The sequence below is a fragment of the Geodermatophilus sp. URMC 65 genome (genome assembly GCF_053502545.1).
In genome coordinates this window covers 5584361-5604906 of record NZ_CP199954.1, presented here as the reverse complement: position 1 = coordinate 5604906, position 20546 = coordinate 5584361, and the positions used below count along the sequence as shown (strand labels likewise).

Genomic DNA, 20546 nt, shown 5'->3' with positions numbered 1-20546 from the left:
TGCGGTGGCCACGGACCCCGCTCGGCTCAGCCCCGGGCGGCGGCGTCCCGCGTGAGGCGGGCCGCGAGGACCTGCGCGGCGTCGCCGGCACACCGGCGGAAGAGGTCGTCGTCGCCGGTGCACAGCCAGTTCACCGACGCTCCGAAGAGCAGCCCCAGCGCCGACTCCGCCAGCACCTCGACGTCCCCGGACCAGGTGCCGCCGGCGGCCTCGGCCACGCGGTCGAGCAGGTCGAGGACGTCGCCGCGGTACTGCTCGGTGGACTCCCGCGCCGCGGCTCGCAGGTCGTCGTCCCGGCCGCCCATCATGGTCAGCTCCTGGAGCACGATCTCGGCCCCGGGGTCGGCGATGACGCTGTCGGCGTAGCCGACCAGGGCGCGGGTCAGGATCTCGGCGGGGGTGCCGCCGGCCTCCACCGCCCGCCGGAGCAGCGCGGTCGACCGGTCCCGGTCGGCGCGGAAGACCGCACGCACGAGCTCGGTCTTGGAGCCGAAGGCGTAGTGCACGGCCCCCAGCGGGACGCCGGCCTCCTTCGCGACCGCCCGGGTGGTGAGCGACCACGCCCCCTCGCGCTGCATCACCCGCATCGCCGCCGCCACGAGCTGGGCCCGGCGCTGCTCGACGGGCAGGTGTGCGCGCCTCGGCTCGGTCACGGAGCCACCGTCTCAGGTGTCCGGTGGTGACCGGCCGGCGCGGGCTCCGCACCGGCCACCGGGGTCCCGCGCAGCAGGACGACGGCCTGCACCGCCACGTAGGCCGCGAGCACGGCGGCGATGAGCAGCACGACGTGCATGCCGGTCACGAACGCCTGTCCGGCCTCGGCGAGGAAGGCCGCGGCGGTGTCCGGCGGCAGCTGTGCGGCGACCTCCGCCGCGCCACCCAGGGTCTCGCGGGCGACCTGGGTGCCCTGCGCCGGCACGCCGTCGACGGAGCCGAGGTCTGCCGCGTAGACCGACAGCCCGACGGTGCCGAGCACCGCGGTGCCCATCGCCCCACCGAACTCGTATGCGGTCTCGGAGACCGAGGCGGCCGCCCCCGCCCGCTCGGGCGGCGCCGTGGCGAGGATGACGTCGTTGGTCAGCGCCTCCGCGGCTCCCACGCCTCCGCCGATGAGCAGGCCGGCGACGACCAGGACGACCCGGTCGCCGTCGACCCCGAGCGCCGTGCCGAGGCCCAGCCCGGCGGCGGTCAGGGCCATCCCGCCGCCGATCACCCACCGCAGCTGCAGGTGGCGGGCCAGCCACGGAGCGGCCAGCGACCCGGCCACGGTCGCGCCGGCGAGCGGCAGCATCCACAGGCCTGCGGCCAGCGGGCTCATGCCGAGCACGAGCATGAGGTACTGCGGGAGGAAGAACATCAGGCCGAGCAGGGCGAAGACCGTGAGCAGGTTCGTCGTCACCGCGACGGAGAACGCGCGGGACCGGAACAGGCGCAGGTCCAGCAGCGGTTCGGCCAGCCGGCGCTGCCGGCGCACGAAGGTCCACAGCAGGCCGAGGCCGGCCGCGAGGCCGACGAGGACCGGCACGCTGACGCCGTCGTGGGCTGTGGTCTTGAGGGCGTAGACCAGGGGCAGCACGCCGGCGATGGACAGGACGGCGGAGAGCGCGTCGAAGGGGCCGGGCTCGGGGTTGCGCGACTCGGGCAGCAGCAACGGGGCGCCGACGAGCAGCAGGACCATGACGGGCGCGTTCACCAGGAACACCGAGCCCCACCAGGCGTGCTCGAGCAGGACGCCACCGATGATCGGGCCGAGGGCGGCGCCGCCGGAGAACGCGGCCGCCCAGACGGCGATGGCCAGACGCCGCTCGTGGGCGTCGGTGAACACCGAGCGCAGCAGCGCCAGGGTCGAGGGCATGAGCGTGGCCCCGCCGAGTCCGAGCAGCGCACGGGCCCCGATGAGCATCCCGGGGGTCGTCGAGAACGCCGCGACCACCGACGCGCACCCGAAGGCGGCGGCGCCGATCACGAGCAGGCGGCGGCGGCCGATGCGGTCGCCGAGGTTGCCCATGAGCACCAGCAGGCCGGCGAGCAGGAACGAGTAGATGTCGACGATCCACAGCAGCTCGGTCGACGTCGGGCCCAGGTCGGCGGTCAGGGCGGGCACGGCGAAGCCGAGCACGGTCATGTCGATGCTGATCAGCAGGACCGGGAGCGCCAGCACCGCGAGAGCGGACCAGCGACGGAGCGGACTCACGGGAGATCCTCGGGACGGAGGTGGGACAGGGGCGCCGGCCGACCGGGCGGCGACGCCATCGTGCCACGGTTTTGGTCGGATGACCAAAACCGTCGTCAGGCATGGTGCTCGACGGTTGGCGAGCCAACGCTTGGGCCGCCACGGCTCCTACGCTGAGGGGGTGACGACGACCAGCCCGACGCCCCAGGCCCCGCTCCCGCCCGAGGACGTGCTGGCCCTGGACCGGCAGGTGTGCTTCGCGCTGTCGGTGGCCGCCCGCAACGTGGTCGCCGTCTACCGTCCGGTGCTCGAGCCCCTGGGGCTCACCCACCCGCAGTACCTGGTGATGCTCGCGCTGTGGCAGCACGGGACGCTCTCGGTCAAGGAGCTCTCCGGCCTGCTGCAGCTGGACCCGGGCACGCTCTCGCCGCTGCTCAAGCGACTCGAAGCGGCCGGGCTGCTGCGCCGGGAGCGGGACCCGAGGGACCAGCGCAACCTCGCCCTGGCGCTGACCGAGAAGGGCACGGCGCTGCGCGAGCAGGCCGAGAGGATCCCCGCCGGGATCGTCGAGCGCCTGGGTATGCCGGTGGAGCAGCTGATGGACCTGCACGCAGCCCTCACCCAGGTGATCGCGGCCTCCCAGCAGGCCCTCGCGCACCCCGGGGCGGGCGAGGGTGCCGGGCCGGAGGCCACGGTCGCCTGACAGGTGCTGCGTCGCCACCACCGGCTGTGAGGCCGCTCACACTTTGCGCACCAACCATTGGGGTGCCAGGCATCGTGGCACCATGAGGGGGTGACCGTCGTCGGGCAGGAGCACCCAGGGGCCATGGCAGAGCCGGCAGAGCACGACACCTCCGAGCCGGTCGTCCGGCCCGCTCCTCACCGCTGGCTGTGGTACGCCTTCGGTGGCCGGCTGCCCGCGCGGCACCGCGGCTGGGTGCTGTTCGACACCACCACCGGCACGTGGTGGGCGCGGCACATCGCCCGCATGCTCGTGCAGATGTCGATCCCGATCGCGCTGATCATGGTCTTCCTGCCGGCTCCCCTGGGGTTGCGCGCGGCGGTCGCCGGCGGGGGCGTCTTCCTCGGCCTCATCTACTCGCTGGCCTACATGCCCGAGACCACCGAGAACCGGGTCGTGAAGGCCGGGTACCCGGCGGGCACCGCCACCGCCCGTCGTGAGGAGGCGGCCCACCGGCGCGACCTGCGGGACAGCGAGCGCCGCCGGGCCGCCAACGCCCGGCGCGCCGCCCGCTACCGCGACCGCAGGGGCCGCTGACCGGCGTGGCCGGCGCCCCCGGAGCTCGTGCCCCACGGTCGTCCTCCGGGACCGGGCGATCCGAGGGCGCGGCCGGCATGCCAGGCGCTCCACGGGGGTAGCGTCTCCTCGTGTGGGGCGTGGACGGCGCCACGGCCGGCCCCGAGTGGGACGGCCACCTGATGTTGTTGCACGAGTCCGCCGCCGAGCGGCAGGCCGGCGTGGCCGCGTGGGTGCAGCGGGGCCTCGACCTCGGCGAGAAGGTCCTCTACGCCGAGGGTCCCGAGGAGCGGGAGGGCTCACTGATGGTGGCTCTCGAGGTCCACGGGGTGGACGCCGCCACCGCGCTCGGTGAAGGACGCCTCGCGCTGCTGCCGCTGGCCGAGTTCTACCCCACGGACGGACAGCGGCTGGTCGTCGACCGCGCCCTGGCCGAGGGGTTCCCGGCGGTGCGCATGTCGGTCGGCGCCCTCGGCGCGGTGACCATCCTCTCGCCGGGGCACCACCTCACCGTGGAGCGGCGGTTGGAGGAACTGGTCCGCAGCCTCCCGGTCTCCGCGCTGTGCCAGTACGCGCGCAGCTCCACCCGAGGGCCGGCACTCCGCGACGCCGTCGACGTGCACGTGCCGGGGATCCGCGAGGCGTGCTTCAGCACCGGCGCCGACGAGCGGGGACTGGTCCTGCGGGGGGAGGTCGATGCCGGCAACGCCGAGGTCCTCGAGGCCGCCGTGGCCGCGTTCACCGACGTCCCGACGTGCGTGCTGTCCCTCGACCTCGCGGAGCTGACCTTCCTGGACGTCGCGGCCTGCCGGGCACTCGCGCACGGGAGCTGCGACTTCCGTGCGCGCTGCGGGGAGCTCCTGCTCGTCGCGCCCCCACCCCCGGTCGAGCGGACGCTGCGGCTGCTCGGTCTGAGCGACCTGCCGGGGTTCCAGCTGATCGGGGAGAACCCGTGAGCCCAGGGACGCGCGGGGGGTACCGGCACGCCGCGCTCCTCTTCCGCTCGGACGAGCAGTTCGTGGCCCGGGCCCTGCCCTTCCTCGAGGCGGGCCTGTCCGCGGGGGAGGCGGGGCTCGTCGTGTGCGACGAGGCGCACAACGCCCTGCTGGCCCGAGCGCTGCCCGACGACGCCAACGTGCTGGTCCTCCCTCGCGACGCCGTCTACACCCGCGCAGCCCATGTCGGCGTGACCTACGAACGGCTGGTGCACCGCCTCCTCGCCGAGGGTGCCCGCGGGGCGCGGCTGGTCAGCGAGCCCGCCTACGGCAGCGCGCCGGGGGCGTGGGAGACGTGGGCGGACTTCGAGTCCGTCTCCAACGTCACCCTCTCGGCGCTCCGGCTGTCCAGCGTCTGCGGGTACGACGTCCGGGGGCTGTCCGCGTCGATGGTGCGCGACGTCCAGCGCGCCCACCCCCACCTCCTGACCGGGGACGGCCCCGTCCCGAGCGGTGCCTACGTGTCGCCGGCCGACCTCCTCGGCGCCACCCCTTCCCGGCCGGACCCGCTGGAGGCCACGCCTCCCGCCCTCGACCTGGAGGGCATCGCCGATCGGGCCGGCGTGGTCCGCGCACGGGGCCGGGTGCGCGCCGTGGTCGATGCGGCCTGCCCGGACACCCGGGTCGGCGAGGAGTTCGTCGGTGCGGTCGCCGAGGTGATCACCAACGCGCTCCACTACGGCGGGCCACCCGTGCACGTCCGGGTGTGGACCACCCCGTCGCGGCTGCTGTGCACGGTGACCGACCAGGGGCCGGGGGCGGACCTGCTGTTCGCCGGGTACAGCCGGGGGGACATCGACGCGGAGCCGACCGGAGCGGGACTGTGGCTGGCCCGGCAGACCTGCGACCGACTCGACGCCTACCCCACACCGGGCGGGTTCACCGTGCGCCTCAGCTCCGCGGTGCCCGCGGTCGCCCGGGCCGAGGAGGGGCCACGGGCAGGGGACGGCGCTCCGGGGGACGCCGCCCGAGCGGCGCCCCGGCAGGCCGCGGAGTTCCTCGACCCGGTGGAGTAGCAGGGGAGGCGCCATGACGGCCGACATCAGTCTCCGGGACCCCTTCACGGTGCCGGGCCGGTTCTGGCACCGGCTCGACGATGGTCGCGTGCAGTGCGACGTCTGCCCGCGGGAGTGCCGGCTGCACGAGGGGCAGCGGGGCCTGTGCTTCGTGCGCGGCCGCGTCGACGACCAGGTCGTCCTGACCTCCTACGGGCGCTCGAGCGGGTTCTGCGTGGACCCGATCGAGAAGAAGCCGCTCAACCACTTCCTGCCGGGCAGCGCGGTGCTGTCCTTCGGCACCGCGGGGTGCAACCTGTCCTGCCGGTTCTGCCAGAACTGGGACATCTCCAAGTCGCGGGAGATCGAGCGGCTCTCCGACGCCGCCGGCCCGGAGGACATCGCCGCGGCCGCCCAGCGGCTGGGCTGCCGCAGCATCGCGATGACGTACAACGACCCGACGATCTTCCTCGAGTACGCGGTGGACGTCGCCGACGCCTGCCGGGCACGGGGCGTCAGGTCCGTCCTGGTCACCGCCGGCTACGTGGGCGACGACGCGCGACGGGAGCTGTACGCGCACGTCGACGCGGCGAACGTGGACCTCAAGGCGTTCACCGACGACTTCTACCGGAGGGTGTCGGCCGCCCGCCTGCAGCCGGTGCTGGACACCCTGGTGCACCTGCGGCACGAGACCGACGTGTGGTTCGAGATCACCACGCTGCTCATCCCGGGGCACAACGACTCCGACGCGGAGATCGGCGCCGAGTGCGCGTGGATCGCCGAGAACCTGGGACCCGACGTCCCGCTGCACTTCACCGCCTTCCACCCGGACTACAAGATGCGCGACGTCCCGCCCACGCCGCCGGCGACGCTGACCCGCGCGCGGCGGATCGCCCTGGACCACGGGCTGCGCTTCGTCTACACGGGCAACGTGCACGACGCCGCGGGCGGCCGCACCACGTGCCCGGCCTGCGGTGAGGTGGTGGTGGAGCGGGACTGGTACGTCATCGGGCGCTACCGGCTCACCGACGACGGGCGCTGCGCCTCCTGCGGTGCCGCCGTCCCCGGCCGCTACGACGGGCCGGTCGGCCGGTGGGGGGCGCGCCGGCTGCCGGTGTCCGTGGCCGGGGGCTGATCGGTGCGCGTGCGCCCGCCCGCGGTCGCCGGCCGGTTCTACCCGGCTGACCCGGCGGACCTGCGCGACCTGGTGGACCGGCTGCTCGGCGAGGTCCGGGACCGGCCGCAGCCGATCCACCCCGCTGCCGTGGTCGCGCCGCACGCCGGGTACCGGTACTCGGGCGCGGTGGCCGCGACCGCGTACGCGCGGCTACCGGACGCCGTTCCCCGGGTCGTGCTGCTCGGACCGGCACACCTCTGGCCGCTCGACGGGATGGCGGTGCCGGCCGTGGACGCCCTCGCCACACCACTGGGCACCGTGGCGGTCGACGACGACGCCCGGACGGCGGCCACCGGGCTGCCCGGCGTGGTGGTGGACGACCGTCCCCACGACGGCGAGCACTCCCTGGAGACGCAGCTGCCGTTCCTCCAGCGGGTCCTCGGCCCCGAGGTGCCGGTGCTGCCGGTGCTGGTCGGCCGCACGCGGCCGGAGTCCGTGTCGGCTCTCCTCACCGCTCTGCTGGCGGTCGACGGCGCGGTCGCCGTCGTCTCCACCGACCTGAGCCACCACCTCGACGAGCGCTCGGCCCGCGAACGGGACCGGCGCACCGCCGGGGCGGTCCTGGCCCGCGACGCCGGCGCCCTGGGACCGGACGACGCCTGCGGTCACCACCCCCTGCGCGGGCTGCTGCACCACGCCGCCGAGCGCTGCTGGACGGTCGAGCTGCTCCGGCTGGCCACGTCGGCGGACAGCGGAGCGGGGCGCGCCCGCGTCGTCGGCTACGGCGCATTCGTCCTGCACGGAGCGGCAGGGGGACGGAGCTGCTGAGGGGATGACCCGTTCGAGGCGGCCGGCGCGTTCGTGATCGCTCACGCGGTGAGCGAGGCGACTCCCGCCCGGGCTCCGACGGAGTGGGCCGGACGGCGCTGCAGGCGGGTCCGCGGCGACTGGTTGGCGTATCCGGCGGGCAACGTGGCGCACGCGATCGCGCCGGCCGCAGGGGCCGAGCGGGCGGCCGCCGGCCCGGACAGGTGCACGTAGCGGATGTGGTCCGAGGGGTCGTACGTGTTCATCAGGGGCTCCGTGGTCGCCGTTCGCTCGAGAACAGGAGCCGCGGGCACGCCCGCCTGATACACCGGGTCGGCCTCTCCGGGCACGGGCGGGAGCCCCGTTCCGGGAGGGGGACAGCCCTCAGGCGAGAGGGCCCCCACGCGGGGCCCGCAGGTGCACATCACGCCGACCGTGGACCAGGCCGTGCGTCACGACCCGGAGCGCGACGCGGTGCTGCGCCGGCTCACTCGGAGCGCATCGGCGTGGCCCGCCGTCTCCGCACCGGAGTGTCCGGTCGGCGCGGCGGTGCCGCACAGATCGCTGGTGACTACGGGGGCAGGCGTCCGCAGACTCAGGGCATCGCCCGCCCGACCCGAAGCCATGAGGAGCGTGGGATGACCACCTCGATCGAGCAGCCCCCGGCCGGTGTGCCGGACGCGACGGCAGCCCGCGCCGCGGACCACCTGTGGATGCACTTCGCCCGCCAGGGCCGCCACCCGGAGACACCCATCCCGGTCGTCACCCACGGGGAGGGCGCCTACATCTGGGACAACCGGGGACGGAGGATCCTCGACGGACTGTCCGGGCTCTTCGTCGTCCAGGTCGGGCACGGGCGCCGGGAGCTGGCCGAGGTGGCCGCGAAGCAGGCAGCCGAGCTGGCGTACTTCCCGGTGTGGGGCTACACCACGCCGGTGCAGGCCGAGCTGGCCGAGCGGGTCGCCGACCTCGCGCCCGGTGACCTGAACCGGGTCTTCTTCACCACCGGCGGGGGAGAGGCGGTGGAGTCGGCGTGGAAGGCCGCGAAGCAGTACTTCAAGCTGGTCGGCAAGCCGCAGAAGCACAAGGTGATCAGCCGGGCGGTGGCGTACCACGGCACCCCCCACGGCGCCCTGGCCATCACCGGGCTGCCCGCCATGAAGAAGGACTTCGAGCCGCTCGCCCCGGGCGGGTTCCGGGTGCCCAACACCAACCTCTACCGCCACCCCGAGTTCGCCGAGGACCCCAAGGCCTTCGGCCGCTGGGCCGCCGACCGGATCGAGGAGGCCATCCTCTTCGAGGGCGCCGACACCGTCGCCGCGGTCTTCCTCGAGCCGGTGCAGAACTCCGGCGGCTGCCTCGTGCCACCGCCGGGCTACTTCGAGCGGGTCCGCGAGATCTGCGACCGGCACGACGTGTTGCTCGTGTCCGACGAGGTCATCTGCGCGTTCGGCCGGCACGGTGCGACGTTCGCCTGCGAGAAGTTCGGCTACACCCCCGACCTGATCACCTGTGCCAAGGGGATGAGCTCCGGCTACGGCGCGATCGGCGCCATGATCGCCTCGGAGAAGGTCATCGAGCCCTTCCTGCGCCCGGACGTCGCGTTCCCGCACGGCTACACGTTCGGCGGCCACCCGGTGGCGGCGGCGGTCTCGCTGGCCAACCTCGACGTCATGGAGAACGAGGGGCTCAACCAGCGGGTGCTGGACAACGAGGCGGCGCTGGGTGCCACCCTGCGCAAGCTGCTGGACCTGCCGATCGTCGGTGACGTCCGCGGCGACGGCTACTTCTGGGCCGTCGAGCTGGTCAAGGACAAGGCCACCCGGGAGACGTTCGACGCCGCGGAGCGGGACCGACTCGTCCGCGGCTTCCTGCCCGGCGCGCTGTTCGACAACGGCCTGTACTGCCGGCCCGACGACCGCGGCGACGTGGTCGTCCAGGTCGCTCCGCCGCTCATCTGCGGCCAGGCGGAGTTCGATCAGATCGAGCAGGTCCTGCGGCAGACGCTGACCGAGGCCCAGGACCTGCTCTGACGCACGCAGACCCGTTCGTCCCACCGCAGCCACCACCGCACCCGCGCGGTCGTGGCCCGGACAACCGCTCCGGTGCGACCGCACCGGTCCCGACCGCAGGAGACACGCCATGAGCACGCTCGTCGTGGGAGTACCGAGCGAGATCAAGGACAACGAGAGGCGGGTGGCACTCACCCCGGACGGCGTCGTGGAACTGGTGCACGACGGTCACCAGGTCGTCGTCCAGGCCGGCGCCGGGGCCGGGTCCCGGTTCGCCGACGACGAGTACGCCGCCGCCGGCGCCAAGGTCGTGCCGACCGCCGACGAGGTGTTCGGCGGGGCCGACCTGATCGTCAAGGTCAAGGAGCCGGTGCCCGCGGAGTACCACCGGTTCCGCCCGGGCCAGCAGCTGTTCACCTACCTGCACCTCGCCGCCGACCGCGGCCTGACCGAGTTCCTCCTGGAGCGGCGGATCGACTCCATCGCCTACGAGACCGTGCAGAACGCCGACGGCAAGCTGCCGCTGCTGACCCCCATGAGCGAGGTCGCCGGCCGGATGGCCGTCCAGGCCGCGGCGCACCACCTGGAGAACCCTGCCGGTGGAGCAGGGATCCTGCTCGGCGGCGTCCCCGGCACCCCCGCGGCGAAGGTCCTCATCATCGGCGGTGGGGTGGCCGGCACCGAGGCGGCGAAGATCGCGCTGGGCATGCGGGCCATCGTCCGCGTCCTCGACACCAACCCGAGCCGGCTCGCCTACCTGTCCGACATCTTCGGCGGGCGGCTGGACCTCGTGACGCCCAACCGGGCCCGGACGGCGGCCTACGTCGCCGAGGCGGACGTCGTGATCGGGGCGGTCCTGGTTCCCGGCGCCAAGGCACCCAAGCTGGTCAGCAGGGAGATGATCGCCGCGATGCGGCCGGGCAGCGTGGTCGTCGACATCGCCATCGACCAGGGCGGCTGTTTCGAGACCAGCCGGCCGACCACCCACTCCGACCCGACCTACGTCGAGGAGGGAGTCGTCCACTACTGCGTGGCCAACATCCCCGGCGCGGTCGCCCGCACCTCGACGCTGGCCCTGACCTCGGCCACGCTGCCGTACCTGGTCCGGGTCGCGAAGCACGGTGTGGCCGGGGCAGCGCAGGTCGACCCCGCCCTGCGGCTCGGGCTGAGCACGCTGGACGGGCACCTCGTCAACCGGCCGGTCGCCGAGGCGCACGAGCTGCCCTCCACCGACCCCGCCGAACTCCTCGCGGCGCGGTGAGCCGCCGGGTGGAGGGCGCGGTCGTGGACGACGAGCGCAGGGGGGACGCCGTGGAGGTCCTGCCGGTGGGAGCGACGGGCAGCCGGAGCCGCTCGTCCTCGGCCAGCATGGTCAGCAGGCCGCGCAGGTGCACGTCCTCCAGGCGGTGCACCGGGCGCGCCCGCGGCCCCGGCCGCACCGGGTCCAGGACGTGCAGCGACTCGCGCAGGGTGCGCCCGACGTCGCCGACGCGGTCCACCGAGCGGCCTGCGCCGATCAGGACGCGGACCCGCCGGTGCACGCGGCCGGCGATGTCCTCCGTCACCTGCGTGCTGGCGGCCGAGGGCTGACGGAGCAGGGCCCGCACAGCTTCGTCGATCGCGCAGACGAGGGCGGGCACCCGCATCTCGTGCACCGCGTGCACGACCGCGGCCACCGACGGGTCCAGCTGCCGGAGCGCCGGCCGGGCTCGTCCGCTCCCACGGGTGCGCGCAGGGCCAGGCCGACGAGCGCCGCCGGTCAGGGAGACCGCGGCGAGCTCGCAGCGCTGCAGCACGTCCGGCGCGCCGCGGTCGGCGAGCAGCCGGACGAGCAGCTCGTGGTGCGTGCGCCGGACCAGGCTGTCACGCTGCCGGTCGCGCAGCCGGTGGAGGGCCAGGGCGCGACGAGCGGCAACGACAGCCGCTCGCACGCGGCCACCAGCCCTGCCGGGACCTCGGTCCAGCGCCGTCCCAGCTCGATGACGAGTCCGGCAGCCTCGCTGCGGTCGAGGCTGCCGGCGAACGCCGCCAGGTCGTCGGGACGGTCCGGGAGGCGATCCCCGTGCTCAGCACCAGGTCGCCGCCGCGCAGCAGGGGAGCGGTGTCGACGAGCTCGGTCGTGTGGACCCAGCGCACCTGGCGGCCCAGATCCGCGACACCCGCCAGCACCACCGGGCCGGCGCTGCGCAGGGCCGGCCGGACGGCGCCGCGGAGCCGATCCGCTCCACAGCACGGTGGCGGTGGGCAACGAGCCCAGGGAACGTCGCCCACCGCCGGATGGGCCGGCGTCACCCTCGGCCAGCGGCACCTCGTCCGTGGCCAGGTCCTCGTCCCCGAGACGTCGCGACGCCGGGGTTCCGGGTCGCCGACCATCGGGTGCAGGCTGACGACTCGACGCACCGCACGCCGAGCGGGACGACCGGCCCAGCCGGCTCCCCACCACCCAGCCACAGGAGGAGTCCATGTCCCAGCAGGACGTCCTGAGCCCGTCCACCGACACGACGTCCCCTCCGACCCGGCTGATGCTCATCGGCGGGAACTGGGTCGAGGCCGCCGACGGCGAGTGGCGGGACATCACCAGCCCGGCCCGCCGCGGCCAGGTCATCGCCCGCGTCCCACGCGGGAACGCCACGGACGTCGACCGCGCCGTCACCGCCGCCCGGGAGGCCTTCCCCGCCTGGCGCGACCAGCACTTCAAGGAGCGCCAGCGGGTGCTGCTGCGGATCGCTGACGCCCTCGAGGGCCGCGCGGAGGAGCTCGCCCGGGTCACCGCCGAGGACACCGGGAACGCGCTGCGCACCCAGGCGCGGCCCGAGGCGGCGCTGCTGGTGGACCTGTTCCGCTACTTCGGCGGCGTGGCCGGGGAGGTGAAGGGCACGACCCTGCCGGCCGGGGCGTCGCAGCTGCAGTACACCCGGCAGGAGCCGCTCGGGGTGGTGGGCGCGATCCTGCCGTGGAACTCGCCGCTGATGATCGCCGGCTTCAAGGTCCCGGCCGCCCTGGCCGCGGGCAACACCATCGTGCTCAAGGCCGCTGAGGACGCTCCGCTGTCGATCCTGCTGATGGCGGAGATCTGCGAGGAGTCCCTGCCGCCCGGCGTCCTCAACGTGGTGACCGGGACCGGCCGGGCCGCGGGCAACGCCCTGGTCGAGCACATGGGCGTGGACAAGATCTCCTTCACCGGCTCCACCGAGGTCGGCCGCGGCATCGCCAGCAAGGCGGGGGAGCGGCTCGCCCACCTGTCCCTCGAGCTGGGCGGCAAGAACCCGTCGATCGTGTTCCCCGGTGCGGTGACCGACGAGCTGATCGAGGGGCTGGTGCTGTCCTCGCGGATCAGCCGGCAGGGCCAGAGCTGCACCGCCGGCTCGCGGCTGTTCCTGCACCGCGACGTCCACGACGAGGTGCTCGCCCGGCTGTCGGAGCGGCTGGGGGCGATGAGGGTCGGGAACCCGCTGGACGAGGCCAGCGACATCGGTTCGGTCATCAACGAGACCCAGTTCGAGTCCATCCGGGGCTACCTGGAGGACGGGCTGGCCGACCCCGCGCTGCACGTCGAGGTGGGTGGGCTGCCGCCCTCGGAGGGCCCCTTGACCGAGGGCTTCTTCCACGTGCCCACGCTGTTCTCCGGCGGCGACAACAGCTTCCGCCTGGCCCGCGAGGAGATCTTCGGGCCCGTGGTCGTCGCCATCGCCTGGACCGATGTCGACGACGTCGTCCGCATGGCCAACGACACCGCCTACGGGCTGGGGGCCTACGTCTGGAGCCACGACATCGACCTGGCGATCACCACGGCCCACCGGCTGGAGGCGGGCTGGGTGCAGGTCAACCAGGGCGGCGGGCAGGTGGTCGGCCAGTCCTACGGCGGCTACAAGCAGAGCGGCATCGGCCGGGAGGTGTCCCTCGAGGGCATGATCGCCGGCTTCACCCAGACCAAGCAGATCAACGTGCGCCTCGGCCACGGAGCGACCCCCGCGCCGCGCACGGGACCCTGATCGGGCGCGGCACCACCGTGACCTGCTCCGCCGCGGTCGTCCGCGGCGTGGCGCTCAGCGGAGGGGCGGGCCGGTCGGCACCCGGCTGCCCCGTCGCCTCAGCGACGACCTGGCGATGACCTGACCGTGGAGGACGGATGGCCAGCTACACCGCGACCGCGATCTGCGAGGGCGACCACTGGGTGGTCGACGTCGCGGGTGTCGGTACGACCCACGCCGACAGCGTCGACGACGTCGAGGAGATGGCGCTCGATCTCGTCGTCGCGATGACCCACACCGCCCCCGAGGAGGTGCACCTCCAGGTGCGCATCGTCTGATCCGGGCACCGTCTTCTCCGACCCTGCGTTCACCACCGGCCCGGCATCGACCTCCTGTTCGAGGTCGTCGACGTCGACAGCATCCTGTTCGGCTCCGAGATGGTCGGGGCCGTGCGGGGGATCGACCCGCGCACCGGCCACCACTTCGACGACACCCGCCGCCACGTCGAGGCGGTCGGGCTGGCGCCCGGCGACCGGGAGGAGGTGTTCGAGCTCGACGCCCGCCGCGTGCACCCGCGGTTGGACGCCGCCCTGGCGGCACGGGGGCGGTGATCAGGGGGACGACGCGCGCACCACGGTCGGGGTGCGACGCACCCGTGGAGGGGCCGGTGGTGGCGCCCGTGGCGAGCCCTCAGAAGTTGACGAGGAACGAGTGCTCGGGATCGTGGTGTCCCTCGATCAGTCGCACCGTGCGCGAGCGGGAGCGCATCGACAGCGAGTGGGTGACGATGCGGTGCGGTTCGAAGCGCACGCCCTTGAGCAGCGCTCCGTCGGTGACGCCGGTCGCCGCGAAGAACACGTCGTTGCCGCTGACCAGATCGGTCGTGGTGAGGACCCGCTCGAGGTCGTACCCCCTGTCGAGCGCGGCGCGCCGCTCGTCGTCGTCCCGGGCGACCAGTTGGCCGATGAGCTCACCGCCGAGGCACCTCAGTGCGCAGGCGGCGAGGACGCCCTCGGGGGTGCCTCCGGTCCCGACGAGGAGGTCCACACCCGTCCCGGGAGTGACGGCCATGATGGAGCCGGCGACGTCGCCGTCGAGGAGGAAGCGGATCCGGGCGCCGGCGCGACGGATGTCGGAGACGAGCCCGGCATGCCGCGGGCGGTCGAGCACCGCGACCGTCAGGTCGGGCACGGCCCGGTCGCTCGCTGCGGCGATCGTCGAGAGCGTGTCGCCGATGGGTGCGTCGAGGTCCACCGACGCGGCCACGCTCCCGGGCACGACGAGCTTCTTCATGTAGACGGCCGGTCCGGGGTCGAACATGGTCCCCCGCGGGGCCACCCCGAGCACGCTGACGGCGTCGGGCAGGCTCCTCGCGGTGAGGGTGGTGCCGTCGACGGGGTCGACGGCGATGTCCCACTCGGGTCCGGTGCCGTCACCCACGCGTTCCCCGTTGTAGAGCATCGGGGCCTGGTCCTTCTCGCCCTCCCCGATGACGACGACACCGTTCATCCGGACCGAGCCGAGGACGGGCCGCATGGCGTCGACGGCCGCAGCGTCCACCTGGTCCTTGTCCCCGTACCCCAGGTAGCGGGAGCAGTTGATCGCTGCCGCCTCGGTGGCGCGGACGAGTTCCAGGGCGAGGTTGCGTTCGGGGTCGGCGGTGATCTGGCCGGGGGCTCGGGACGCGATGTGACTCATGCCTGAGGTCCTGTCGGAGGGGACGGCGCTCGGGATCCCGCGAGGCGGTCCTGCGGGACCAGGTCGCGGGTGCGGACGGGCGGAGCAGCTGCGGGCAGCGCGTCAGCGTGACACACCAGCGCTCGTGGCGTGGCTGCGTGCGTTGCGGTCGGACCGCGACATCCGCGACCCCGACGTCGCTGCCTCCGGTCAGCGGTGGTGGTCGGGCCGACCAGCTGTCCCGACCGGGCGGTGGCCGGGGCGTCAGTTCCGCGTCGGCCCGCGTCCGGCGACGCTCGCCGCGGGGAGCTGGTGCAGTCCCAGTGCCCGCTCCAGCAGCCGCAACCGGTAGGCCGCCGTCAGGAGGACGAACCAGAGGACCAGCGCCGGCAGGACCGTCCGGAAGACCGGGTCGGCGGCGTGGGTGAGCCCGAAGTAGTCGGTGAACGGCTCGACGAACAACCCGCCGGTGAACGCGACGACCAGCACGGCCACGAGCACGGCCGGCCGCCGGTCGCCGTCGGGCCGGGTCCACGCCGCGAGGAGCCGGTTCGGCGGCTTGAGGAAGAGGATCAGCAGGAACGCGGCGTAGGAGACGAAGGTGGACAGCGCCGTCTGGGCGCCGATCGTCGCCGCCGCCTCGGCGAAGCCGACGTCGCTGGAGGAGACCCCGGTGTAGCGCTCGAACTCGCTGACGACGAAGCCGGGGACGGCGGAGCCGCTGAACCCCGTGAGCAGCGTCGTGTAGTGGTGGGCGTACACCGCGACGCCGCCTGCGGCGGTGACCACCATGGCCGGGACGACGAACCGCCACAGCGACGTCAGCAGGTGGGGGTCCGGCGGCGCGGGGCGGGCCCACATCGTGAGGAAGAGGGTCGGCAGGCCGACGGTCAGCAGGGTCAGCCCGACGTTGGCGGGGGAGTAGGGGAACCCCAGGCCGAGCATCGTCACCGCGAGGATCACCAGGCCCTGCGTGCCGACCCGGGCGAGGAACACCTGCATCGAGGTGCCGATGCCGGAGATGATCCGCCGGCCCTCCTGCTGCGCGGGCAGCAGCGCGGTCAGCGAGTCGTCGGTGAGCACGATGTCGGCGACGTCGCGGGTGACGGCGCTGCCGCTGCGCATCGCCACGCCGACGTGGGCCCGCTTGAGCGCGCGGGCGTCGTTGACCCCGTCGCCGACCATCGCGACGTAGCGGCCCTGCCGGCGCAGGGAGGCGACGAGCCGCTCCTTCTGCTCCGGGGCGATCCGGCCGAACACCGTCGTCCGGGCCGCCACGTCGTCGAACTCCCGGTCGGTGAGCGCGTCGAGGTCGGCGCCGGTCACCGGCTCCCCGCCGTCCAGCCCGGCCTGCCGGGCGAGCGCCGCCACCGTGCGGGGGTCGTCGCCGGAGACCACCTTCACCGCGGTGCCGCCGGCGATGAGTCCGGCGAGGGTCCCGGGCACGTCCGGCCGCAGCTCGTCGGCCAGGGCCACCACGGCCAGGGGATCCAGCGCCGGCAGCCGCGGCCGCCCGGTGTCGTCGCGCAGCCGGGCAGCCGGATCGGCGGCGCGCGCGACGACCAGGACCCGCAGCCCCTGCCCGGTCAGCGCGGTCACCGTGTCGGTGAGGGGTGCGCCGGACAGGGCCGGGGCCAGGGCGTCCGGCGCGCCCAGGACCAGGACCCCGTCGTCGTCGGTGCGCACCGCGCTCCACCGCAGCGACGACGAGAACGGGACCTCCTCCCGCACCTCCCACGGCGCGCCGGGGAGCGCCGCGGCCAGTGCCGAGGAGGTCAGGTTGGTGGCGGTGGTGCTGCGGGCCAGGGAGCCGATCAGGTGCTCCACGGCCGCGGCCCCGAGCGGGCCGACCGGCCGGACCTCCGCGAGCGAGAGGCGGCCGGTGGTCAGCGTCCCGGTCTTGTCGGTGCAGACGACGTCGACGTTGCTCATCGACTCCACCGCGTTGACCTGCTGCACGAGGGCGCCCCTGCCCGAGCTCTTCGCCGCGCCGACGGTGTAGGCCACCGCCACGAGGAAGAACAGCCCGTAGGGCACCAGCCCCGACAGCACCGCCGTGGTCTGCACGACGCGCACCAGCGAGAACCCCTCCAGCGCGGCCTGCAGCAGGATCGTGGCGCTCATCAGCGCCACCAGGACCATGACCAGCCGGACGACGAACTCGATGCGGCGCTGCAGCGGGGTCGTGTCCGTGGACGCCTGGCGGGCCTCGGCGGTCAGCCGGCTGGCGTAGCTCGACGCGCCGACGTCCCGGGCGAGCTGGGAGCCCCCGCCGCCGACGCAGGAGCTGCCCGACAGCAGGTCCTCGCCGGGCCCGCGCAGCTGCGGCTCGGACTCGCCGGTGAGCAGCGACTCGTCCACCTCGACCCGGCCGCCGTCGAGGAGCGGGCCGTCGACGACGACCTGGTCGCCGGGACGCACGCGCACCACGTCCCCGCGGACGACGTCCTCCTGCGCCACCGAGGTCTCCCGGCCGTCGCGGAGCACGGTGACCCGGCTGCGGCCCAGCAGCTGCAACCGGTCGAGCTTGCGCTTGGCCCGGATCTCCTGGACGGCGCTGATCGCCGCGTTGACCAGCCCGAGCCCGACGCTGGTGAAGGCGTCGTTGTAGCGGCCCAGCGCCAGCAGCGCCGCGCCGATCACGAACAGGATGACGTTGAAGAACGAGAAGACGTTGGTGCGCAGGATCCGGGCGTAGCCGCGGGACGACGCGCTGACGGCGACGTTGCCCTCACCGCGCCGCCGCCGGGCCTCGGCCTCGCGCGAGGTGAGGCCCGCCACCCCGGCGAGGTCGGTCCCCGCGTCGGTCTCCTGCACGTCCATCCCGCTCGTTCCCCCCGGAGGTCGTCCCGCCGCGCCGGGGTGCGGACCGGCCGGTCGGCCCGGCGCGTCCGCGGCCGCCCCCGGCGGGACCTCGTGCCGTCCGGAGTCTCTCCCGCAGCGCGCGGGACCGCTGCGCGGGAGCGTTCCCCACCGGACGGCCGGACGCCGGCAGGCGCGCCCACCCGGAGCGGCGAGGCGGCCCGGAGGGCGGCGGCCGAACCGGCGAGCCCTGCCTGCTGTGGAACCGCCCTGGACGGCCGGTGTGCCTAGGCTGGGGACGTCAGCGCGGCGCCGGGTGGGCGGGCCGGGCGGTGAGCCCGGCGTGGGGGGCAACCCGCGGCTCGCGGGGGGGGGGGGGGGGGGGGGGGGGGCGCCGCCCGTCCGCGAGGTGGGGGACCGGCCGGCGGTCACGCCGCACGGCGAGGAGGTGGACGGGTGACGGGGAACTGCTGCGCCGGCGACGGCCGCGCCGGGGGCGGCTCCGCCGGCATCCGGGTCCTGCTCGTCGACGACCACCCGATGGTGCGCAGGGCACTCGCCGAAGCGCTGTCCGAGGAGGACGACCTCACCGTCGTCGGCGAGTGCGAGGACGGGGAGCAGGCGGTGGAGGCCGCCGAGCGGCTTCGGCCCGACGTCGTGTTCATGGACGTGTCCATGGCCGGGACGGACGGGCTGGCGGCCACGGCGGCGCTGCGTGCGGCCCGACCCGAGGCCCGGGTCATCGTGCTGACCGGGGAGGGCCCCGAGGTGGGACCCGAGGCCGTGGTCGCCGGTGCGCACGCCCTGGTGCCGAAGGGCACCCGTCTCGGTCCGCTGCTCCGCTGCCTGCGCACGGTCGCCGACGGCGGCTCGGACTGTCCCTACTGCCTGTGACGGCCTCCGGCCGCCGTCGGCTGTCGCCGGCGGCCGGCCCGGAGCAGGATGGGCGGCGCCGTTCGCAGCCACCCGAACGGACGGTGCGGACCGCGGTCCGCACCTGACCTCCCCAGCCGCTCGCAGCGGGCCAGGAGGCGCCGAGATGTCCCGTTCCCTCCGGAGCACGTCGGCCGCGGTGCTGGCCGGTCTCCTGCTCACCTGGCTGCCCGCGCCGACGGCCCTGGCCGCGCCCGCGCCGGGTCAGCCGCCGGTCGTCCACACCCGGTCCGGTGCGGTGAGCGGCGTGCAGGCCGACGGTGTGGACGGCTACCTCGGCATCCCGTACGCCGCACCGCCCGTCGGAGAGCTGCGGTGGAGCCCACCGCAGCCGCCCGCGCGGTGGGACGGCGTCCGGGCGGCCGACGCCTACGGCAACCGCTGCCCGGCGACCGAGAGCACGAACGGCCCGCGCTCGGAGACCGAGGACTGCCTGTTCGTCAACGTGCAGCGCCCGGCCGGCACCACGCCGGAGGACCGCCTGCCGGTCTACGTGTTCATCCACGGCGGCGGCCTGGTCAACGGCAGTTCCAACCAGGCCGACATGGCCGCGATGGTCGCGGCGACCGGGACCGTCGGGGTCACGATGAACTACCGGCTCGGCGTCCTCGGCTTCCTGGGGCACCCGCAGCTCACCGCGCGCCAGGGCGAGTCCGGCAACTACGGCCTGATGGACCAGCAGGCGGCGCTGCGCTGGGTCCAGGACAACATCGCCGCGTTCGGCGGCGACCCCGCGCGGGTGACGATCGGCGGGGAGTCGGCCGGCGGGTGGTCGGTCTGCTCCCACCTCGTCGCCCCGGGGTCCCGGGACCTGTTCGCCGGGGCCATGATCCAGAGCGGCTCCTGTCCCAGCCGGAGCCAGGACGCCGCGGACTCCGCGGGCCAGGTCGTCGCGCAGGCGGTGGGGTGCACCCCGTTCGCGGGCGCGGTGGCCTGCCTGCGCGGCAAACCGGTGGGTGAGCTGATCGACGCCCCGACCCCGCTCGTCCCGCCGGTCGCCGGCACGCCGTTCCTCCCGTCGGACCCGCGCGCAGCGATCGCGACCGGGGACTTCGCGGACGTCCCCGTGGTCGTCGGGGCCACCCGGGACGAGGGCCGCACCTTCATGGCCGGGAGCATCGGCTGGACCCGGGAGCAGTACGAGACGTGGGTCCGCGACGCCTTCGTCGAGGAGGCCGACGCCGTCCTGTCCCGCTACCCGTGGCCGGCCGACGCGGACGAGTTCACGCCCGCCTACCTCTCGGGCGCGATCCTCACCGATGCCGGCCTCGGGTTCGGCATCGGCGGCTGCCCGAACCGGGCGCTCACCCGTGACCTCGCGGCGCACGTGCCGACCTGGGCCTACGAGTTCGCCGCCCGAACCGGGCCCGGGCTGCAGCCGATCCCGGGCTACGAGTGGGGCGCGGGGCACGCCGCCGAACTGGCGTACCTGTTCCCGAGCTTCGACAACGGCGTGCCCATCGCGCCCACGTTCGACGCGGGGGAGCAGCAGCTGGCGGCGGAGATGAAGCAGTACTGGGGCGCCTTCGTCCGGCAGGGTGACCCCGGCGTCCCCGGGCAGGCGGCCTGGCCGTCGTACGACGCCGAGCAGGTCGTGCTCTCCCTGCAGCCGGCCGGCCGGAGCGCCGCCGTCCCCGACGCCGCGGTCGCCGAGGAGCACCAGTGCGCGTTCTGGGACCCGCTGGCCGCCGACGGCGCCTGACCGGGCGGTCGGCCGACGGCGGAGACCCCACCCGGGCCGTGCTCCGGGTTCGTTCCCGCCCGGCCCGCTGCGGGGCTGCCCACGTCCGCGCAGCGGCGGGGACG

General features: G+C 74.7%; 19 protein-coding genes and 1 pseudogene. 13 read left to right on the top strand and 7 right to left on the bottom strand.

What is annotated here, in order from left to right:
- Positions 1–26 precede the first annotated feature (26 nt).
- Together ACWIX7_RS26975 and ACWIX7_RS26970 are read right to left on the bottom strand one after the other, a co-directional pair.
- Positions 27–653 (bottom strand): TetR/AcrR family transcriptional regulator, encoded by a 627-nt coding sequence (locus tag ACWIX7_RS26975; protein ID WP_448619470.1) that lies wholly within the window; start codon positions 651–653, stop codon positions 27–29.
- On the bottom strand, positions 650–2194 hold the full coding sequence (locus ACWIX7_RS26970; protein WP_448619469.1) for an MFS transporter: 1545 nt from the start codon (positions 2192–2194) through the stop codon (positions 650–652). The genes ACWIX7_RS26975 and ACWIX7_RS26970 overlap by 4 nt, the downstream gene beginning before the upstream one ends.
- 160 nt (positions 2195–2354) lie before the next feature.
- On the opposite strand from ACWIX7_RS26970, the gene ACWIX7_RS26965 reads away from it, so the two are divergent.
- The 6 genes from ACWIX7_RS26965 (at position 2355) to amrB (ending at position 7366) form a co-directional block, all read left to right on the top strand.
- Positions 2355–2876 (top strand): MarR family winged helix-turn-helix transcriptional regulator, encoded by a 522-nt coding sequence (locus tag ACWIX7_RS26965; protein ID WP_448619468.1) that lies wholly within the window; start codon positions 2355–2357, stop codon positions 2874–2876.
- Between the two features lie 123 nt (positions 2877–2999).
- A complete protein-coding gene (locus ACWIX7_RS26960; protein WP_448619467.1) occupies positions 3000–3452 on the top strand; it encodes a DUF5313 family protein in 453 nt (150 codons plus the stop codon).
- Between the two features lie 110 nt (positions 3453–3562).
- Positions 3563–4387, top strand: coding sequence for an MEDS domain-containing protein (locus ACWIX7_RS26955; RefSeq protein ID WP_448619466.1), 825 nt, complete (start codon positions 3563–3565; stop codon positions 4385–4387).
- Positions 4384–5442 carry an anti-sigma factor RsbA family regulatory protein gene (locus ACWIX7_RS26950; RefSeq protein WP_448619465.1) on the top strand — a complete coding sequence of 353 codons (1059 nt, stop codon included), beginning with the start codon at positions 4384–4386 and terminating at the stop codon, positions 5440–5442. Before ACWIX7_RS26955 ends, ACWIX7_RS26950 begins: the two co-directional genes overlap by 4 nt.
- 13 nt (positions 5443–5455) lie before the next feature.
- Entirely contained in the window at positions 5456–6556 is a 1101-nt protein-coding gene (gene amrS / locus ACWIX7_RS26945) for an AmmeMemoRadiSam system radical SAM enzyme (protein WP_448619464.1), read from the top strand.
- A 9-nt stretch (positions 6557–6565) separates the two neighbouring features.
- Positions 6566–7366, top strand: a complete 801-nt coding sequence (gene amrB / locus ACWIX7_RS26940) for an AmmeMemoRadiSam system protein B (protein WP_448619463.1) — start codon at positions 6566–6568, stop codon at positions 7364–7366.
- 41 nt (positions 7367–7407) lie between these two features.
- On the opposite strand, the gene ACWIX7_RS26935 is transcribed toward amrB, so the two are convergent.
- Positions 7408–7611 (bottom strand): hypothetical protein, encoded by a 204-nt coding sequence (locus ACWIX7_RS26935; RefSeq protein WP_448619462.1) that lies wholly within the window; start codon positions 7609–7611, stop codon positions 7408–7410.
- Positions 7612–7983: 372 nt separating this feature from the next.
- On the opposite strand from ACWIX7_RS26935, the gene ACWIX7_RS26930 reads away from it, so the two are divergent.
- Positions 7984–9378, top strand: a complete 1395-nt coding sequence (locus ACWIX7_RS26930; protein ID WP_448619461.1) for an aspartate aminotransferase family protein — start codon at positions 7984–7986, stop codon at positions 9376–9378.
- Between the two features lie 109 nt (positions 9379–9487).
- Positions 9488–10618: an alanine dehydrogenase gene (gene ald / locus ACWIX7_RS26925; protein WP_448619460.1), complete on the top strand. Its 1131-nt coding sequence runs from the start codon at positions 9488–9490 to the stop codon at positions 10616–10618.
- Here the strand turns inward: ald and ACWIX7_RS26920 are convergent.
- On the bottom strand, positions 10548–11288 hold the full coding sequence (locus ACWIX7_RS26920; protein WP_448619459.1) for a hypothetical protein: 741 nt from the start codon (positions 11286–11288) through the stop codon (positions 10548–10550). The genes ald and ACWIX7_RS26920 overlap by 71 nt on opposite strands.
- Positions 11221–11730: a PucR family transcriptional regulator ligand-binding domain-containing protein gene (locus tag ACWIX7_RS26915; protein WP_448619458.1), complete on the bottom strand. Its 510-nt coding sequence runs from the start codon at positions 11728–11730 to the stop codon at positions 11221–11223. The genes ACWIX7_RS26920 and ACWIX7_RS26915 overlap by 68 nt, the downstream gene beginning before the upstream one ends.
- 89 nt (positions 11731–11819) lie before the next feature.
- Here ACWIX7_RS26915 and ACWIX7_RS26910 point away from each other — a divergent pair, with 89 nt between their 5' ends.
- The 3 genes and pseudogenes from ACWIX7_RS26910 to ACWIX7_RS26900 form a co-directional block, all read left to right on the top strand.
- Positions 11820–13349 carry an aldehyde dehydrogenase family protein gene (locus ACWIX7_RS26910; RefSeq protein ID WP_448619457.1) on the top strand — a complete coding sequence of 510 codons (1530 nt, stop codon included), beginning with the start codon at positions 11820–11822 and terminating at the stop codon, positions 13347–13349.
- Positions 13350–13486: 137 nt separating this feature from the next.
- A complete protein-coding gene (locus ACWIX7_RS26905; protein ID WP_448619456.1) occupies positions 13487–13666 on the top strand; it encodes a hypothetical protein in 180 nt (59 codons plus the stop codon).
- Positions 13667–13699: 33 nt separating this feature from the next.
- Positions 13700–13939 (top strand): annotated as a pseudogene (locus ACWIX7_RS26900) (amidohydrolase family protein); the annotation flags it as partial.
- Between the two features lie 79 nt (positions 13940–14018).
- On the opposite strand, the gene glpX reads toward ACWIX7_RS26900, so the two are convergent.
- Positions 14019–15026 carry a class II fructose-bisphosphatase gene (gene glpX / locus ACWIX7_RS26895; protein ID WP_448619455.1) on the bottom strand — a complete coding sequence of 336 codons (1008 nt, stop codon included), beginning with the start codon at positions 15024–15026 and terminating at the stop codon, positions 14019–14021.
- Positions 15027–15269: 243 nt separating this feature from the next.
- Complete coding sequence (locus ACWIX7_RS26890; RefSeq protein WP_448619454.1) at positions 15270–17828, bottom strand: HAD-IC family P-type ATPase; 2559 nt, start codon at positions 17826–17828, stop codon at positions 15270–15272.
- Between the two features lie 435 nt (positions 17829–18263).
- Here ACWIX7_RS26890 and ACWIX7_RS26885 point away from each other — a divergent pair, with 435 nt between their 5' ends.
- The gene (locus tag ACWIX7_RS26885; RefSeq protein ID WP_448619453.1) at positions 18264–18701 is read left to right on the top strand and encodes a response regulator; all 438 of its coding nucleotides are present in this window, start codon (positions 18264–18266) and stop codon (positions 18699–18701) included.
- A 145-nt stretch (positions 18702–18846) separates the two neighbouring features.
- Positions 18847–20442 carry a carboxylesterase/lipase family protein gene (locus ACWIX7_RS26880; protein WP_448619452.1) on the top strand — a complete coding sequence of 532 codons (1596 nt, stop codon included), beginning with the start codon at positions 18847–18849 and terminating at the stop codon, positions 20440–20442.
- The last annotated feature ends 104 nt before the right edge of the window (positions 20443–20546 follow it).

Coding starts and splice junctions, on each gene's coding strand:
- ACWIX7_RS26960 (WP_448619467.1), top strand. CDS start 3,000: ATGGCAGAGCCGGCAGAGCACGACACCTCCGAGCCGGTCGTCCGGCCC.
- amrS (WP_448619464.1), top strand. CDS start 5,456: ATGACGGCCGACATCAGTCTCCGGGACCCCTTCACGGTGCCGGGCCGG.
- ACWIX7_RS26935 (WP_448619462.1), bottom strand. CDS start 7,611: ATGAACACGTACGACCCCTCGGACCACATCCGCTACGTGCACCTGTCC.
- ACWIX7_RS26930 (WP_448619461.1), top strand. CDS start 7,984: ATGACCACCTCGATCGAGCAGCCCCCGGCCGGTGTGCCGGACGCGACG.
- ald (WP_448619460.1), top strand. CDS start 9,488: ATGAGCACGCTCGTCGTGGGAGTACCGAGCGAGATCAAGGACAACGAG.
- ACWIX7_RS26915 (WP_448619458.1), bottom strand. CDS start 11,730: ATGGTCGGCGACCCGGAACCCCGGCGTCGCGACGTCTCGGGGACGAGG.
- ACWIX7_RS26910 (WP_448619457.1), top strand. CDS start 11,820: ATGTCCCAGCAGGACGTCCTGAGCCCGTCCACCGACACGACGTCCCCT.
- ACWIX7_RS26905 (WP_448619456.1), top strand. CDS start 13,487: ATGGCCAGCTACACCGCGACCGCGATCTGCGAGGGCGACCACTGGGTG.
- glpX (WP_448619455.1), bottom strand. CDS start 15,026: ATGAGTCACATCGCGTCCCGAGCCCCCGGCCAGATCACCGCCGACCCC.
- ACWIX7_RS26890 (WP_448619454.1), bottom strand. CDS start 17,828: ATGGACGTGCAGGAGACCGACGCGGGGACCGACCTCGCCGGGGTGGCG.
- ACWIX7_RS26880 (WP_448619452.1), top strand. CDS start 18,847: ATGTCCCGTTCCCTCCGGAGCACGTCGGCCGCGGTGCTGGCCGGTCTC.